Source organism: Streptomyces herbicida (genome assembly GCF_032656585.1).
GTDB lineage: Bacteria > Actinomycetota > Actinomycetes > Streptomycetales > Streptomycetaceae > Streptomyces > Streptomyces herbicida.
The window spans coordinates 254,503-270,761 of record NZ_JAUYWJ010000006.1 but is presented as its reverse complement, the minus strand read 5'-3'; the positions used below and the strand labels follow the sequence as shown (position 1 = coordinate 270,761).

The window sequence follows — 16,259 nt, the reverse complement described above, 5'->3', positions numbered from 1 at the left end:
GCCATGCCCGCATTCACGGGTGCCCGGCTGCTGGACGAGACCGTCGCCGCCCTGTCCGACCGGGCGCCGGCCATCCTTGCCGCCGCGGCGGACCAGCTGCGCGGCATCCGGCTCGGCCTGCAGTTCAACGACGACAGCCACGCCACGCTCACTGCGCAGCACAGCCGTGTCGTCGTACGCCAGGACCGGTGTCCGGATCCGGACGTCGAGGTCGTCTTCGACAACCGGGCCATGAACCTGCTGTTCGACCTCCAGCGCCCGCCCGTCGACCAGGTCCTGCCCGACAGTCTCGACGTGCGCGGATCCCGGGAGGACACCCTCGCCGTGTGGCGCGCCTTCACGCTGCTGTCCCAGCGTGCGGCGGGGCTGCGCAGCATGCAGGAACTCTGGGGCGCCTACCGCGAACAGGCCCCCCAGCTGTGGGGCAGTGCGACACCCGCCGCCGTTGAGCCGACCGCCACGCCGGTCCACTGGACAGCGCTGGACTTCCTCGCCCGGCGCTCGCCCGAGGACACACCCGCGCCGCTCGCGCTGATCGGCGACACCACCATCAGACCCCCGCGCCTGCTGTGGGACGGCCGCACCAGTACGAGCTGGTCACTGGAGGACACCGTCCGCGACGCGGACCTCATGGAGACCATGCGACGGTGCCGCGCCCGCACCAACGAGGAAATCGAACGGCTGCTGCCGGACCGGGAACCGCGCGCCGAGCTGTACGACCTCATGCGCTCCTACCCCGCCCGGCAGGGCAAGGGCCTGCGGCCCACCCTGACCGTCGCGGCCTGCGCCGCCTTCGGCGGCCGCCCCGACGACGCCGTACGCGCGGCCGCCGCGCTGGAGCTGTTTCACAACGGCTTCCTGGTCCACGACGACATCGCCGACGAGTCCACTCATCGGCGCGGCCTGCCCACCATGCACGAAGAACACGGCCTGGGCCTGGCCGTCAACGTCGGCGACGGACTGAACCTCCTCGCCGTCGACGCCGTCCTGTCCAACCTCGAAACACTGGGCCTGGTGCGCACGCTCGGCCTCATCCACGAGGCGCTGCACATGTGCCGCGAGTCCATCGAGGGCCAGGCCATGGAGCTGGGCTGGATCCGCCATGACGTCGTCCCCGAGGCCGACGACGCCTACTTCACGATGAGCACCAAGAAGACCGGCTGGTACACCTGCATCAGCCCCTGCCGCATCGGCGCCGTCTGTGCCGGCGTCACCGACCCTGCCGTGCTCGGCCGGTTCGACGAGGCGTTCCGTCTCATCGGCATCGCCTTCCAGATCCAGGACGACATTCTGAACCTGGTCGGCGAGGAAGCCCTCTACGGCAAGGAGCCCCTCGGCGACCTGCTCGAAGGCAAGCGCACCGTGATGCTGATCCACCTCTTCCGCACCGCCCACGCCCACGAGCGCCCCCGCCTCTTCGACGTCCTGCGGCAACGCCGCGCCGACAAGACCCAGCAGCACGCCGAGGAACTCCTCGCCGCCATGCGGCGTCACGGCTCCATCGAATACGCCACCGACCTCGCCGACCGGCTCGCCGCCGAAGGCATCGCCCGCTTCGAAGAAGACCTGGGGATCATCCCCGAGAACGAGGGCAAAGCCGTCCTGCGGCAGATCGCCCACTACGTCACCTCAAGGCCACTGTGACCACCACCACGACCACTCCCCCACCGGGCGACGACACCACCGGCCCGCTGACCCCGACCGACCACCGGGCGTTCGCCTTCCTCGGCCAGCTCAACAGCTCTCTGCGCCAGTGCCTGTGCACCCTGGCCCGGCACGGCGTGGCCCTGCGCCGACGCGAGCCCGAACGGGCCCGCGTCCTGCTCGACACGGTCCGGCCCTGGCCCCTCTACAAGGGCGGCCAGTTCCTCTTCGACCTCATGGAGTGGGAGGACCTCATGGTCGACGGCGAGCCCCCGCCCCTGCTGTCCTCCGAACGGATCATCTCCGCCTGCATGCTGCCCGTGCAGTGGCTCGCCGCCGCCACCACAAAGGCCCCCACCGCGGCGAAGATGATCCCCGGCCAGCGCACCGCCGCCGCCCTGGACCTTCCCCTCCGCCTGCTGGCCACCACCGCCCGCGCGGCCTTCCAGGGCGCCGCGAACGACCTCACCGACCTGCTCGGCACGCCCGCGGCCCAGGGCGAAGCCGATGACGACACCCGCGACGACACCACTGCTGACGCCGGCGCCGCGGCCACCGAAGCCGAACCACCGCCGCTGGAAGCGGGGTTCTACCTCTACGAGGACATCATCCTCGGCGCCCTCGTCGTCCTCGGCCCGCTGCTCGCCGAGCACGCACCCCCCGCCACCCCACCCACCCCCGGCAGCGACTGAACGCACGCCTGCTCCCGGCACCCCAGCGGAGCTCAAGCCGCCCGTCATCGCCCCGACGGGCGGCCGAGCCCGCCACAAGCCCGCCACCGGCGGATCCGCTCACGCGGACAACCCCCATCCACAGAAGGGAAACCATGGCCACGCAGACTCAGGCACCCGTCAAGCAGGGCTCCGAGAATCAGCTGTACATCCTCCAGCAAGGCATCGTCGAAGACGCGCCGGGCGGCGTACCGGCCCACCTCAGCTTCGGCGTGCTCAGCACCGTCCCCGACCCGGTGAACCCCGGCGACATCACCTTCGCCCTCAAGGCGCCCACCGGCTTCGCCTTCACCGGCTGGCTCTCGTGGGCCTACCACGATGTCAACACCCTGCAGGCGAAGGGCAACCTCAAAACCACCCAGGGCACCCTGGGTGACGGAGGCCGCACGCTGACCTTCACCCACAACCCGGCCCTGTCCACCAACCAGGAGTGCCTCGGCTACGCGGCCCAGGTCACCGCCGTCGACGGCGCGACGCCGGGCCGCTACACCGACGGAGAGCTCCGCGTGGGCGCGGCCACCCCCGTCAAGCTCAAGGGCCGCGTCCTCGACCCCGACGAGGACTGATCCGCACCGACCCACCCCCCAACGGTGGCTCCGGCGCTGAGCCCGGAGCCACCCCCGATCTCGGGCGCCGTGGGCCGGCCAACGGCGGTGCTCCACCCGATCGGCGCCCGGAAGGTGCCGGGTCCCCGGTGGTACGTGATCCTGTAGGGGTGTGGGGTGTACCAGTCGGTCGGCTCCGGGCGGCCTACGCGTCCTCGGGTCGCCGGGCGCTACGCGTGACCTTGGTTGCATCGGCCGGCTTCTTCCTCTTCCGTTACGGCCTCGATCGCCCCGTTGCCGCCACCTACGCCCTGTTCGCCGCCGTGGCGCTGGGCGGGCTCTCCAAGATCCCCGGCACCGGACGCCAGCGCGCCGCGCTGACGGCACGCCTGGTGCCGGTGTGCTGGGCGCTGGTGGTCGTCGGCACCTACTTGTCGGTGCGGACCTGGAGCGCCGTCCTCGGCATGCTCGTGGTCGGCTTCGCGCTGGCCTTCTCCGCCGTGGGTGGTCCACGTCCGGCGGGGGCGGCGCCGGGCCTGCAGCTCCTCTACATCCTGCCGTCCTTTCCCCCGTACGATCCCGGCTCGCTCGGCGACCGGCTGATCGGGACGACCACAGGGCTGGCCCTTTTCATCGCCGCCGAGGCGCTGATCCTTCCCGAGCCCGCCCCGCCGTCCTACCGGGAGCGAGCCGCCCGGGCCGCGCAGACCGCCGCGAGCTGTGCGACGCTCCTCGCCGCGCCTCCGTACACCCTGAACGACGCAGACGTCCGGGCGGTCCATGACAGCGCGCAGGCACTGCGGTCCCTGAACGTGCCGGAAGCGGAACGTCCCGCCGGACCAGGAGTCCGTGACCGTGCACTCGCCCACACCGGGCTGGCCACCCGCACCCTGCTCAGCCGACTGGAGCAGCTGCCCGCCGCGCCGGGCGACGGTCCGGGGCCCGATGTGACCGGTGTACTGGACGCGGTGGCGCGACTGGTCACGGCGACCGCAGCCTGTCTGAGGTCGGGGCCGTCGCCGGTGGCTGCGTACGAGGAGCTGGTCGCGGCACGCGCCCGCCTGTCGGCAGTGTCCGGTGGTGCCGCTCCCACGGTCACCTCGGCTGCCGTGGTCACCGGCGGGACCGGTCCCGCGCCGGAGTTCCCGCCCGCCGTTCTGCGTCGGCACGCCGCCGTGCTGGAGATCGCCGACGCGGCGCTCACGATGGCGACGGCGGCAGATCTGGCGGTACGAGGCCGACGGTCCTCGGTGAAGGTCTCGCCGAGCCGCTTCTGGTACGCCACGGCCTGGGCCCCGTGCCTGTGGTGGCACCGGTTGCGCGGCCACGCCGGGCGCCGGTCGGTGTTCTTCCAGAACGCAGTGCGTATCGCCCTGGCCCTGACGGCGGCCAGGCTCGTGGCCGGAGTGGACACGCTGCCCCACGGGTTCTGGGCCACGCTGGCGACCCTGACCCTCACCCGGACCACCATGGACGAGACCTGGAGCACCATCCGCGTGGCGCTCGCGGGCACCTTGGCCGGGGCTCTGGTGACCGCGGGGCTGCTGGACCTGGTGGGGACCCACACCGTGGTGTATGCCGCCGTACTGCCGGTCGGGATGCTGTTCGCCTTCACGGTGGGGCCGGTCAGGGGAGTCGGCTGGGCACAGGGCCTGTTCACCGTCGTGGTGGCCCTGGTCTTCGCCCAGCTGGCGCCGCCGACCTGGCGGCTGGCGGAGGTCCGGCTGCTGGACGTGCTGGTCGGCAGCGCGATCGGCGCGGTCTTCGGTCTGCTGGCCTGGCCGCGCGGGGCCCACAACGAACTGCGCAATGCCTCGGCGGAACTCCTGCGCAGGGCGGCCGAGATCGTGGTGGCAACGAGTGCCTCGGTGGCGGGCGGCGGGGCGGTGACCGCGCCGCACGGGGTGCCCGGCCACCGGTCGCTCCAGCACGCGGTCATCCTCGCGGAGTCCGCCTACGCTCAGTTCCAGAGCGAACCCACACCCTTCGGAGGGCGCGGGAGGAGCGTGGCACTGCCCGGAATGGACTGGCAGGCGACGCTGATGGCCGGCCATCACACCCTGTGGGGGTCGGAGAGGCTGTTGGAGCCGCCGCCAACCGCGTTGGGTCCAGCGCCGGCCGAGTCGGTCAGCGGCCTGGGGGACCGGGTGTGCGGGCGCATGTTGCTCGTCTCTGCGGCGCTGGATCCCGGGGAAGACACCCCGACCGCGCCGGTGCCGCTGAACGTCCCGGCCCTCAGGGGGTTCGCCACGGAGCCTCCCGGCGCACCACGGCTGTACTACGCGACCGTGTCATGGCTGGACTCGCTCATGACCGATCTGGCACGGGTCGCACACAGCGGCCCCGAACCCGAGCACGGCGGACCGACCACCGCGCGGTGAGGCGGACTCATGCCTGCTTTGCCCCGCAGAACGGGCACACGGCGCTGTTCGCCTTCATCACGAGGGTGGGCAGAGTGCCATCGAGGATCTGTTCGCGCGGCAGCGTGAGGTTGAAGTGCTCCCCGATGGCGCCGAGGCACGCCCGATGGGTCCTGCGCCGGTCGTCCCAGCGGCCTTCGGGGTCGTCGAGGGAGAGACCGGCCGCCGTCAGCCGGGCCTCGAGTGCGTGGGCCAGGTCAGGGTCTCCGTCGACTCTGCTCGATCCCCATGAGCCGTCGAGGTGCAGGTTGAAGTGGCACAGCGTGCGGCCGTCGTGCTCGTAGGCGAAGTAGGGCGGCACGGGCTTGCCGTTCTCCTCCTCGTACCACAGGCGGAACACGTGGGCACCGCCGCGGGAGACGGGCGGTTGGGGCCCGAACTCCCCGTACCAGAACCCTTGCTGGACCACATAGGCCCACTCGCCCGTCTCGCCGTAGCGGAGAGCGATCGCGTCATGAGTGTCGCCGAACAGCCCGGTCATGACATCGTCGGCCTGTCCCGCGGTCAGGTTGCCCAGGAAACGCGGTTCTTCGATGTTCCGGCCGAACCGGGTAGCCGCTACGCGCTTGGCGAGCGTGTCACCGGCGAGGTCTTGAGCGATGATGACGCTGTAGCCGTACCAGTCGATGGACTTCGGTTCGGCGAGCCAGCTGATTCCCTCGGACATGACGATCACCTCAGCAGGCCCAAAGCACGCACGCCATGGCGGAGGCCACAATTCCGGGAGGCCTTGGATATGCGAGGCCTCACTTGAGCCCGCTCAGCATGACGCCGCGGATGTAGTACTTCTGCAGCAGCAGGAAGAGGATCAGGACCGGCAGGATGCTCAGCACCAGGCCGGCCATGACGATGGGCATCGTGCGGGTCGGGTCGACGTAGTCCTGCAGGAGCTGGATGCCGACGGGCAGGGTCATCACGTCCGGGTTGGCGGTCGAGACGAGCAGCGCCCAGATGTACTCGTTCCAGGCGTCGACAAAGGTCAGCAGCCCGAGCGTCACCACGACCGGCTTGGTCTGCGGCACCACGATCCGCCACCACACGGCGAACTCCCCGGCCCCGTCGATGCGCGCGGCCTCGAGGACCTCGTCCGGGATCGAGAGCATGAACTGGCGCGTCAGGAAGATCCCGAAGCCGTTGACGAGGAACGGCACGGCGAGTGCCGCGATGCTGACGGTCAGGCCCGCGCCGCCGCGCCCGAACAGGTCGTTGCCGCCCGCCAGCGGCCAGTGCACAAGGATCAGGAAGTGCGGGATGAAGAAGAGGAACGGGGGGAACATCATCGTGGACAGCACGAGGCGGAAGATGAAGTTCCGGCCGGGGAAGCGGAGTTTGGCGAGCGCGTAGCCGGCGAGTGACGATGTGAGCAGCACCGATCCGGTGATCACGGCGGTGGCGATGACGCTGTTGCGGAAGAGCACCGGCAGATCGAGCTGGTCGATCGCCGCCCGGTAGTTGGACAGGTCGAACGCCTGGGGCAGGAACCGGTACGGCAGAGTGCCGGACTCGCCGGGCCCCTTGAAGGACGTCATCACCATGTCGAGGAACGGCACCACGGTGAGCACGGCGCCGGTCACGACCACCAGGTACGAAAGGAACGGGAAACGGCGGCGGTTCATGCGTCCTCCCCCTTGCGCCGGAAGATCCACAACTGCACCAGCGTGACCGCGAGAACCACCACGAACAGCACGAAGGCAGCGGCGCTCGCAATGCCCCAGTTGCCGTACGAGAAGGCCTGCCGGTACATCTCCAGCGCGGCCACATTGGTCGCGTCCCCCGGCCCGCCCTTGGTCATCACGATGATCAGCGCGAACGACTGCAGGCCGGTGAGGAACTGGGTGACGCACACGAAGAGGAGGGACGGCCGCAGCAGGGGCAGTGTGATCTTCCAGAAGACGGTGACGGGCCCGGCGCCGTCGAGCGCGGCGGCCTCGTAGTACGACTCGGGAATGGACTTCAGCCCGGCGGTCAGGATGAGGATCGCCGAGCCGACCGACGCCCAGGCCTGCACGGCCACGACCGAGGGCAGCGCGGTGCCCGGGTCCTGCAGAAACACCACCGAGCCGAGACCGAGCGCGTTGAGGACGCCGTTGACGAGCCCGCCCGGCTCGTACATGTACTTCCACACGTTGCCGACGGCGACGACGGTCGTGACGATCGGCAGGAAGTACAGAGTGCGCCACAGCCCCTGGAACCGCAGGTTGTCGATGCAAGTCGCAACGAGCACGGAGCCGGCCAGCGCGAGGGCCACGGTGCCCAGGGCGAACAACAGCGTGTTGGTGAGGATCGGCGCAAGGAAAGTCGATCCGTCCGCGAAGAGATCGGTGAAGTTGTCGAGGCCGACCGGATCGATGTCACCGAGGTCGAACCCGGCCCAGCGGGACATCGACAGCAGCAGCGCGAAGCCGAGGGGCAGGATCAGGAAGACCGCGAAGAACAGCAACGTCGGCGCCAGGAAGAGATAGGCGACGACGACCTGGCGGCGCCGGGTGCGGCTGCGGCCGTCGACGGCGGACCTGGTGGAGCCCGGGCTGTGCGCCCGTTCAGTCGTCGTTGCTGTCAGGGTGTTCACCATGCGCGCGACACCTCCTGATCGACCTGACGGCGGGTTGTGCGCAGTGCCTCGTCGACCGACTGCTGACCGGTCCACAACGCCTCGATGTTCTTGCGCAACAGCGACTTCGCCTGCTGCGCGCCCGGCACATTGGGCTCGGGCACCGCGTACGCCAGCGCGTCCAGGAACGGCCGCAGGTTCGGATCGCCGCCCGCGCTCAGGAGCGTCCGCATGTCGTCCGCACGGCCGGTCAGGGAGCCGACCGACACCTGAAGGGAGCTCATCCGGGTCGCCGTAGCCCCCTTCATGGTGCTCTTCACGCCCACCTTCTCGGTGTTGAGCCAGCGCAGGAACTCCCATGCCTCGTGCGGGTGTTCACTGGCCGCGTTGACCCCCAGCATGAAGCCGGTGGAGAGCGTGGCGCGCTTGTCCCCCGCCTCGGGGACGGGGAGCGGCGCGACGCCGACATCGCGGTAGTCCTTGCCCATCAGGGGCTTCAGGCTCCCCGTCCACCAGCCGGCGCTGACCACCATGGCCACCTGCCCGGACGGAAACGCCTTGTAGACATTGACGCCGGGGGCGCTCGCACCTTCGGCGACGAGGCGGTGCTCCAGATCGAACACGGCCCGGCCGGCCGGCGAGTCGATGGCGGTGCTCCTGCCGTCCGCGGAGACGAACGTCCCGCCGGCGGCGTTGAGCAGGGCGAGCGTCTGGCCGACAGTGGTGGAGTCGTCGTACGTCGACAGCCCGAAGCCCTGGACCAGCGTGTTGCCGTACCGGTCCCGCCTGCTGGTGCGGTAGGCCGCCTCCTCCAACTCCCGCCAGGTGCGCGGGGGACCGCCGATGCCGGCCTCGCGCAGCAGCCGTTTGTTGTAGTAGAGGGCGTACGTCTGCATCTCGGTGGGGTAGCCGTAGACCTTGCCTCCCACCGACGAGGCTCCGACCGCGGCCTCGCCGTAGCCGCGCCTGATCTCCTCGGCGTGCTCGGACGGAGCGGGCCGCAGGACGCCGGCCCGGACCAGCTGTCCGGCCCACAGGCAGTACGGGTGCAGGATGTCGGCGCCCTGGCCCGCGGCCTGCCGCACCATGAACGTGGTCAGCAGATCCGTGAACTCGACTGCCTTCGTCTGCACCTTGACGCGGTCGTGCGTGGCGTTCCACTCGTCGACCGGGCCCTGCAGGGCCGCCTTGAGCTCCCCACTCGCGTAGTGGGAGAGCAGGGTGAGGACGATCGGATCCCCGGGCCGTCCGGTGCCCTGGTGCGGCGCGGCGCATCCGGAGGCGAGCAGTGCAGAGGGAAGCGCGAGGGCGAAGTGACGGCGGCTCAGGCCGTGAGTGCGGCATGGCGGCGTCATCGGGCGGCCTCCCGGCGCATCACGCGGAACAGCCGGGTCGTGGTGAAACCGGCCTTGCGGTACAGATGGCCCGCCGGGGAGCGCTCGCCGGTCCACAGGAACCACGCGGAGTGCGCACCGCGGGCCCGCATTCGCTCCAGGACCAGATGGAGCAGGACCTTGCCGAGCCCGGTGCCGCGCATCTCCTCCAGCACGCCGAACGGGCCGAACCGCTCGACCACCGACTCGTACGCGCCGTGCATCGCCCAGCCGACCAGGCGGCCCAAGGGCTCCCGGACGATGACGATCCGGTCGAGCGGCGTGCCCGCGGCCAGGCACTGCCTGATCGCGCGCGCCCAGTCCGGGTTGAAGTGGTTCCCGGCGAGCGCGACGAGGTCCACCAGGTCGTCGTCGGACGGGGTGGCGAAGCGATAGCCCTGCGCCGTCAGCTCGTCCAGGCGGCCCGCGACATCGTCCGGGAGACGATGGCCGACCAGGCGGCGGTCCATCGCCGCCGCCTCGTACAGGGTGCGAAAGCCGAGCGACTCAAGGAGCCGCGCCGCTTCCGGGTACGCCGCTGCGTCCAGGCCGGGGATGATGTAGTTCGGGGTGTACGAGGAGAAGTCGACCCGGGTACGGCCGTGGCCGTGCAGCCAGTCCAGGGCGTCGGTCAGCAGCCGGCGGCCGAGGCCGCGCCCACGAGCGGCCGGGTCGACGAAGAAGAACGGCAGCCAACCCTGCTCCGGCTCCAGGTCCGTGCCGGTCATCGGCGTCAGACGGCGCACCGCGTAGGCGGCGCCGACGACACGGCCGCCGTCGACGGCCACCCGAAGCCCCTCCGGATCGAAGTTGGCGTCCAGCAGCACGAGGGTGCGGAAGCGGGCCGGGGTCATGGGGTCAGCCGGCGCACTCCGACACCATGCCTCCACCAACTGCGGGCCGTCCCCCGCACGAAAGCCGCGCATCGCGGCCGGGGATCTCGTCGTGGGATCGGTCATCGAAGGGGTTGTCCTTCCATGGGCAGGTCGCGGACGGCGTCGAGCGCCGTCCGCTGCGCTCCCTCGGTCCGATGCGGCGGCGTGCGCCGGGGCGCGGTGATCAGGACGCGGTCCGCGATGGCGAGTTGAAGGGCTCTCTCAGGTGTAGAGCAGCACGTCGTCGCCGGCCCATCGGGCGGGCTGCGCCGGTGCATCGCACTGCGGCAGCGGGTCTTCGTCCGCGTCGACGGCGCGCCGCAACCGGTCGGACCCCCACAGCAGGTCGATGAAGTGACGATGACCGGTCGCCTCAGCGCCGCCGTCCGTGGTGTGCCAGGCGAAGTCGTCCGGGTACAGCCGCCGCAGCGTGGCGAGCATCGCGACGGCCGTACGAACGGGAGCGAACGTGTCGCGGTCGGTGATGTGGAGCTGGACCCCGCGCAGCGGCCGTCCGGCGTGTTTGTGGAAGGTCGGTACGTACCGCAGATCACGGAAATGCACTCCGGGCAGGGCGAGTTCAGCGAGCGAGGGCGCGAACCGCGCGTCGATGTACGGGGCGCCCACGATCTCGAAGGGCTGCGTGGTGCCACGGCCCTCCGAGACATTCGTCCCCTCGAACAGACAGGTGCCCGGGTAGACGGTGGCAGTGGCGGGCGTCGGGACGTTCGGCGAGGGCGCGACCCACGGCAGGCCGGTCGCCTCCGCGTTCATGGCGCGCTGCCAGCCGAGGACCTCGATCACCGTCAAGTCAGCGGCAGTGCCCGCCATTTGGGGCACAGCCGAGGCGTTGAGATACCGGGCGAGCTCGCCGCAGGTGAGGCCGTGCCGGACGGGTATCGGGGCGCGCCCGATGAAGCTTGCCCACGCCGGGTCGAGCAGCGGTCCCTCGCTGACGAGTCCGCCCAGGGGATTCGGCCGGTCGGCGACCACGAACCGTACGCCGGTACGGGCCGCCGAGACCATCAGGTCGAACATGGTCCACACGTAGGTGTAGAACCTGGCCCCGATGTCCTGCAGGTCGTACACCAGCGCGTCGATGCCGCTGTCGAGCAGCAGTTCATCGAGGCGCTCGCCACTGCACCGGTATGTGTCGTGGACCGGGAGACCGGTCGCGGGATCCACCTGTGCGGCCTCGCTCTCGCCTGCCTGGCCGGTGCCGTACAGCCCGTGCTCGGGACCGAAGAGGGCGACCAGCCGCGCGCCGGCCTCGCGGAGAGCGGGTGCGGCCGGGCGCAGGTCGGGAAGGACGCCGCTGTGGTTGGTCACCAGCCCGAGTCGGCCGGGCCCGGCAAGTCCGGGGCACGCGGCCAGTCGCGCGATCCCGGTCGTCACCTCGACGCGGTCGTCCGTGCTCATCCTCTGGCCCCGTCTGCCGGTGACACCTCGAAGCAGTTGTCCGAAATTTACTGGCATATCTCGCAATTTGGCAATGATCTACCGGTAGCTCACACGGAGGGCGTCACACGTCGAACGTGCGGCCCCTCATATCGAACTCCGGTACATCGCATGCCCGTTCAGCTATCGAACGTCTCCGCGTCCACTCGATTTTCGATCTTCGACACCAACGATCATGATCATGGCGTCCGTACCGGCGGGCGCATCACCGCATGCATGTGCATCGACGCGTCGGCGGGCCACCGCGCACCGTTGGTCTCCAGCTTCCGCTCCAGCTCTCGCGAAAGAGGTTGCAGTGAAGAAACTCCGTGTTGCGGCAATCGCCACCATCGGCGCTCTCGCCACCAGTGCGGCAGTCCTGCTCCCGGCGCCCGCGCAGGCAGCACCGACCTACTGGACCTTCCAGAACTTTCGCTTCCACACGTGCCTCACGGCCGGGGACAGTGGATCCGCGTATGCCACGCTGTGCAACAATGCCGATCGCCAGGACTGGGACTGGATCGGCAGCGGCGACTGGAAGCAGCTCAAGAACCGGTACACCGGCCGCTGCTTGATGACCGACAACAAGACGAACGTCAACGCGGTCTGGACCAGCACCTGCAACAGTTCCGAACTCGGCCAGCAGTTCTACTACACAGCCAACCTCTTCAGGCTGCAGGGCCGGCTCGGTGGCGGGAACGAGTCACTGCTGAGGACGAGCGACGTCAAGGACGCCGTCTACTCAACCGACGCCGGTCAGGTGGATGAAACCTACTACCAGTGGGACGGCCTGACACACTGACGGCCGACGGATGCCCGGGTTCCGGCCGTCCGCACGGCCGACCCGGGCCCGGGCATCCTCTACCAGTAGCCCGTCACACCAGTGTGACGGACGCTGCCTGATCACAGGCGCCGCAGGACGCCCACCACCTTGCCCAGGATCTGCGCCTGCTCACCGGGGATCGGCTCGTACGCAGGGTTGCGGGGCATCAGCCACACCCGCCCCTCCTGCCGGCGCAGCACCTTGACCGTGGCCTCGTCCTCCAGAAGCGCGGCGACGATGTCGCCGTGGTCGGCGCTGTCCTGCCGCCTGACGGTCACGATGTCGCCGTCGCAGATCGCCGCGTCGATCATGCTGTCTCCGGACACCGTCAGGGCGAACAAGTCGCCCTCCCCCACGACCTGGCGGGGCAGGGAGTAGACGTCCTCGATCATCTCCTCGGCGAGCAGGGGTGCGCCGGCGGCGATCCGGCCCACGAGCGGCACATCGACCGGCGCGGTGCTCCAGTCGCCGAGGTCGGGCGCCCACGAGGGCCGTACCTGATAGGCACGGGGACGGTGCGGGTCGCGGTAGAGGACGCCTTTGCGCTCGAGGACTGTCAGCTGGTAGGCCACCGAGGACGTGCTGGCGAGATTCACGGCCTGGCCGATCTCCCGCATCGACGGAGGGTAGCCCTGCCGGTCGACCGCCTCCGTGATGTAGCGGACGATGGCCGACTGGCGGCTCGTCAGCTCCCCCTCAGCGGTCCGGGTCCCCGGGGGACGGCCCCGGCGAGCGGGCACGGTGTTCTCCATCCGGACACCTCCGTACAAGATCGTTCGGGTTGACCATAACCCGCCATCCACCAAAAATGGAACACCTTGTCGAATACCTGAAGTCTGGGCTCCGCTGGCGCCAGGGGCAGCGGGTTGCGCCGGTTGCGAGCGGCCAGGACCACCGGGACGAGTTCGCGGCCGCGTGCAACCCCCGGTGGCCCGGGTTCCGTGCAGGACGTAGGGAGAGGCGGACCTGCGTCGGCATGGATCCGACGCGGGCCGCGCCTGAATGCGTGAGACAAGGAAGAGTGTGACCGATCATCTCCGCGAGACCGACTTCCGTACGTGGGTGTCTGAGCACCGAACACGCCTGCGTACGACGGCATTTCTGCTCTGCGGTGACTGGTACCTCGCCGATGACCTCGTCCAGGACGCGCTCGGACGGCTCTACTCCAAGTGGGGCAGGGTGGTGGCATCCGGTGATCCGCGTGCCTATGTCCGGCGGATCCTGTGCAATCTCCACACCGACTACCGGCGTCGGCCGGCCCGACGTGAGGTCAGCGAGGCGGATGTGGCCACGTTGGACGCACACCCGCACGCCACGATGGAGGAGCGTGACGACGATGTGATCGCCGCCCTGCTGACAGTCCCGGCCGGGCAGCGGACCGTGCTCGTCCTGCGCTTCTTCGAGGATCTGTCCGTCGAGCAGACCGCAGCCCTGCTCAGGACGAGTCGGGGCAACGTCAAGAGCCAGACGAGCCGCGGCCTGGACGCCCTGCGCTCCGCGCTCCGGACGCGACCGACCAAGAACGTACGACCGACCAGGATCGAAGGAGAGTCGTGAACCCCGACCAGACGCCGGAGGAACTCGCCACTCGTATCGCGTCCATCACCATCAGCGCTCCCGACGACCGCATCGACATCGACGAGGCGGTCCGCGCGGGGACGCGGCGGCGCCGGTATCGGCGGCTTGCCGGCGCCGGTGTGTTCGCCTGTGTCGTGGCCCTTGCAGGATCTGTGGCCGTCGTGACACAGGCGGGTCACGACGGGAGCGACACCATGGCTACTCCCGGCTTCCGCGGCTCAGCCCTGACCGCCGAAGGCCTCGGCGGGCGATGGACCGCCGTCCGGATCGACGGTCACGACGTCTCGTCGTGGCGCGACATCGGCGGCATGCCGGCGAACATCATCATCGGCGCCGACGGGGAACCGAATGCATGGCAGGTGAACAGGGCCTGCGGCCCGCTGGTCGGGCGCAGTTTCGCTTTGCATGCGGACGGCTCGTTCACCGCCACATTGCCGCCACCACGGTTCGTGCCCTGCCCGATGCTCACCACGCCGCCCCCCGACCTCCGGGACGCGGTAGCTCGTACCGCGTACGTCGCCGTCGACCGTCCGGACAACTCGTCCGCCCGCACGCTGCGGTTCCTCGACAGTCACGCACGGTTGGTCGCCCTGTGGCGCGAGGACACCACGATCAGCTCGCGCGCCTCCATGACGTCCGTGTGCAGCAAGGCGCTCGGACCTTCGTCCACCTCCGACGGCACCTTCACCACCGTCGAGCACGTCCGCGCGAAGCACCTGGCCGCGACAAACGCCAAACCCGATGACGTCTTGCCCGACGTTCCCGACGGCACCGTCGCCATCCACTGCTCGGCCTCCGAAAAAGGTGCGCCCGTCAGGTATGCGGTCACGGCGGACGGCCACATGGTGAAGCTTCGGGCGGCCAGGTGACCGACCGCGCGCCGGAGGCGTGGAGCGTCCAGGCCGGTGTGCACCGCACATTCAGGCCGGGAGAAGCGAGTCGTCCCCCGGGCGGGCGCCGGGCAGCTGATGCCGGGCGGCGATGAGGGCAGTGTCGATGTCGCGGGTGCCGGTGGACACGCACAGGGTGTACGCGATGTCGTCCATGCGCCGACGGACCTCCGGACCGCCGTCCTCGGCATGCAGGATGCGAAGCGCGTCGTACTGCTCCACCAGGTTCCGCAGGACGGCGGGGTGTGCCATGAGCATCCGAACCCTCCCCCTCTTTATCAGGAATCACTTGGGTCATGCATCGCCCCGGTTACCCCACGCGCAGGACGTCATGCCTGATGCGCAGCTGAGTACCTCTACTCATGCTCCCGCTTCGCGCGTGCGGGCAAGGTGGCGGGTATGAACCTGCCCATTGCCCCGCCGGCCTTCGACGCCACCACCGGCCCCCAGCCGCGCCACCGCGCCGACCGGGGCTCCGACATCGGAGCCGGGTGTGGTCTGGTGTTCCTGGAGCTGATCGCCTTGGGCGTGATCTTTGGGCTCTGGTTCCAGTCCGGGTTCAACCTCGACCCGGGCAAGACCGTGCCGTTCGACTCGCTGTGGGGGTACCTGGCCGCCGCCGGCGGAGTCGGCGTCCTCGCCGTCGTGGCGGTCGCGATCGCCGCCCGCGCCGGAGCCACCGTAACCGTCGTCACCCAGGGCATCATGGCGGCCCTGATCTGCGCCATCCTCATCGGCGGAGCCACGGTGCAGTCCCATCAGGACAAGTTGTGCCGTGACTTTCCGGCAGCATCGGGGTGCAACGGCTGATAGTCCAGCCGGACCAACCGGGTCATTGCCCGTTCGGATCCGCCGCCCGACGCTCGTCGGCCACGGCTCCGACTCGTTGCCCGGCGCCGCCCTGCACGGCTCTGTTGATCTCGGTCAGGGCTCGAACGAGGGAACTGTAGTCGTCTCCTGCCACAGGGGTCACGAAGCATTCCTCGACCACCGCGGCGTGGACAGCGGCTGCCTCAAGGAAAACGGCACACCCCTGCTCGGTGGCCTCCACGATGGTGACGCGCCGGTCCGTCGGGGAGGGGCGGCGGCGGACGAGGCCGGCCTCCTCCATGCGGTCGATCAGCCGTGTGGTGCCACTGCTGGTGAGGACGAGCTCGTCGCCAAGGCTGCGCTGCGAGACCTCCTCGCCGGGCGTGCGGTAGAGCCGGATCAAGAGTTCGAACATGGTGTGGTGGAGTCCGCAGCGCTCCCGCAGGGCCGCATCGATCCGCTGTTCGAGGCGGGCCGCGGCCTTGAAGAGCAGGCCGAAGTCGCGCACCAGATCACTGCCCGCCGCCCGCGCGGCCCGCTGCTCCGCGTCGTCATCGTTGCCCACCAGAGATTTTCCTTCGG

At 69.9% G+C, this 16,259-nt stretch carries 17 protein-coding genes; 8 read left to right on the top strand and 9 right to left on the bottom strand.

What is annotated here, in order from left to right:
• Positions 1 to 3: 3 nt before the first annotated feature.
• The 4 genes from Q8A52_RS15635 (at position 4) to Q8A52_RS15620 (ending at position 5,301) form a co-directional block, all read left to right on the top strand.
• The gene (locus Q8A52_RS15635) at positions 4 to 1,644 is read left to right on the top strand and encodes a polyprenyl synthetase family protein (protein WP_316752311.1); all 1,641 of its coding nucleotides are present in this window, start codon (positions 4 to 6) and stop codon (positions 1,642 to 1,644) included.
• Complete coding sequence (locus tag Q8A52_RS15630) at positions 1,641 to 2,336, top strand: hypothetical protein (RefSeq protein WP_316752309.1); 696 nt, start codon at positions 1,641 to 1,643, stop codon at positions 2,334 to 2,336. The genes Q8A52_RS15635 and Q8A52_RS15630 overlap by 4 nt, the downstream gene beginning before the upstream one ends.
• A 134-nt stretch (positions 2,337 to 2,470) precedes the next feature.
• On the top strand, positions 2,471 to 2,941 hold the full coding sequence (locus Q8A52_RS15625; RefSeq protein WP_316752306.1) for a hypothetical protein: 471 nt from the start codon (positions 2,471 to 2,473) through the stop codon (positions 2,939 to 2,941).
• 215 nt (positions 2,942 to 3,156) lie between these two features.
• Positions 3,157 to 5,301, top strand: a complete 2,145-nt coding sequence (locus Q8A52_RS15620) for an FUSC family protein (protein WP_316752305.1) — start codon at positions 3,157 to 3,159, stop codon at positions 5,299 to 5,301.
• A gap of 7 nt (positions 5,302 to 5,308) precedes the next feature.
• On the opposite strand, the gene Q8A52_RS15615 is transcribed toward Q8A52_RS15620, so the two are convergent.
• From Q8A52_RS15615 to Q8A52_RS15590, 6 genes are all read right to left on the bottom strand, one after another.
• Positions 5,309 to 6,007 (bottom strand): hypothetical protein, encoded by a 699-nt coding sequence (locus tag Q8A52_RS15615; protein WP_316752303.1) that lies wholly within the window; start codon positions 6,005 to 6,007, stop codon positions 5,309 to 5,311.
• Between the two features lie 79 nt (positions 6,008 to 6,086).
• Complete coding sequence (locus Q8A52_RS15610; RefSeq protein WP_316752302.1) at positions 6,087 to 6,956, bottom strand: carbohydrate ABC transporter permease; 870 nt, start codon at positions 6,954 to 6,956, stop codon at positions 6,087 to 6,089.
• On the bottom strand, positions 6,953 to 7,912 hold the full coding sequence (locus Q8A52_RS15605; protein ID WP_316752300.1) for a carbohydrate ABC transporter permease: 960 nt from the start codon (positions 7,910 to 7,912) through the stop codon (positions 6,953 to 6,955). The genes Q8A52_RS15610 and Q8A52_RS15605 overlap by 4 nt, the downstream gene beginning before the upstream one ends.
• Positions 7,906 to 9,246: an ABC transporter substrate-binding protein gene (locus Q8A52_RS15600; RefSeq protein ID WP_316752298.1), complete on the bottom strand. Its 1,341-nt coding sequence runs from the start codon at positions 9,244 to 9,246 to the stop codon at positions 7,906 to 7,908. Before Q8A52_RS15600 ends, Q8A52_RS15605 begins: the two co-directional genes overlap by 7 nt.
• On the bottom strand, positions 9,243 to 10,118 hold the full coding sequence (locus Q8A52_RS15595; RefSeq protein ID WP_316752295.1) for a GNAT family N-acetyltransferase: 876 nt from the start codon (positions 10,116 to 10,118) through the stop codon (positions 9,243 to 9,245). Before Q8A52_RS15595 ends, Q8A52_RS15600 begins: the two co-directional genes overlap by 4 nt.
• Before the next feature lie 243 nt (positions 10,119 to 10,361).
• Complete coding sequence (locus Q8A52_RS15590; RefSeq protein WP_316752293.1) at positions 10,362 to 11,558, bottom strand: exo-beta-N-acetylmuramidase NamZ family protein; 1,197 nt, start codon at positions 11,556 to 11,558, stop codon at positions 10,362 to 10,364.
• Positions 11,559 to 11,892: 334 nt separating this feature from the next.
• On the opposite strand from Q8A52_RS15590, the gene Q8A52_RS15585 reads away from it, so the two are divergent.
• Positions 11,893 to 12,378, top strand: a complete 486-nt coding sequence (locus Q8A52_RS15585) for an RICIN domain-containing protein (RefSeq protein WP_316752291.1) — start codon at positions 11,893 to 11,895, stop codon at positions 12,376 to 12,378.
• Between the two features lie 101 nt (positions 12,379 to 12,479).
• Here the strand turns inward: Q8A52_RS15585 and lexA are convergent, their stop codons facing one another.
• Complete coding sequence (gene lexA, locus Q8A52_RS15580) at positions 12,480 to 13,151, bottom strand: transcriptional repressor LexA (protein WP_316752289.1); 672 nt, start codon at positions 13,149 to 13,151, stop codon at positions 12,480 to 12,482.
• Between the two features lie 250 nt (positions 13,152 to 13,401).
• On the opposite strand from lexA, the gene Q8A52_RS15575 reads away from it, so the two are divergent.
• A complete protein-coding gene (locus Q8A52_RS15575; protein ID WP_316752288.1) occupies positions 13,402 to 13,956 on the top strand; it encodes a SigE family RNA polymerase sigma factor in 555 nt (184 codons plus the stop codon).
• On the top strand, positions 13,953 to 14,846 hold the full coding sequence (locus tag Q8A52_RS15570) for a hypothetical protein (RefSeq protein ID WP_316752286.1): 894 nt from the start codon (positions 13,953 to 13,955) through the stop codon (positions 14,844 to 14,846). The genes Q8A52_RS15575 and Q8A52_RS15570 overlap by 4 nt, the downstream gene beginning before the upstream one ends.
• A gap of 51 nt (positions 14,847 to 14,897) precedes the next feature.
• On the opposite strand, the gene Q8A52_RS15565 is transcribed toward Q8A52_RS15570, so the two are convergent.
• Positions 14,898 to 15,125 carry a DUF5133 domain-containing protein gene (locus Q8A52_RS15565; protein WP_316752285.1) on the bottom strand — a complete coding sequence of 76 codons (228 nt, stop codon included), beginning with the start codon at positions 15,123 to 15,125 and terminating at the stop codon, positions 14,898 to 14,900.
• Positions 15,126 to 15,266: 141 nt separating this feature from the next.
• Here Q8A52_RS15565 and Q8A52_RS15560 point away from each other — a divergent pair, with 141 nt between their 5' ends.
• Entirely contained in the window at positions 15,267 to 15,677 is a 411-nt protein-coding gene (locus tag Q8A52_RS15560; RefSeq protein ID WP_316752283.1) for a DUF6234 family protein, read from the top strand.
• Between the two features lie 22 nt (positions 15,678 to 15,699).
• Here Q8A52_RS15560 and Q8A52_RS15555 read toward each other — a convergent pair whose 3' ends face one another.
• Positions 15,700 to 16,242 (bottom strand): MarR family winged helix-turn-helix transcriptional regulator, encoded by a 543-nt coding sequence (locus Q8A52_RS15555; protein ID WP_316752281.1) that lies wholly within the window; start codon positions 16,240 to 16,242, stop codon positions 15,700 to 15,702.
• Positions 16,243 to 16,259 lie beyond the last annotated feature (17 nt).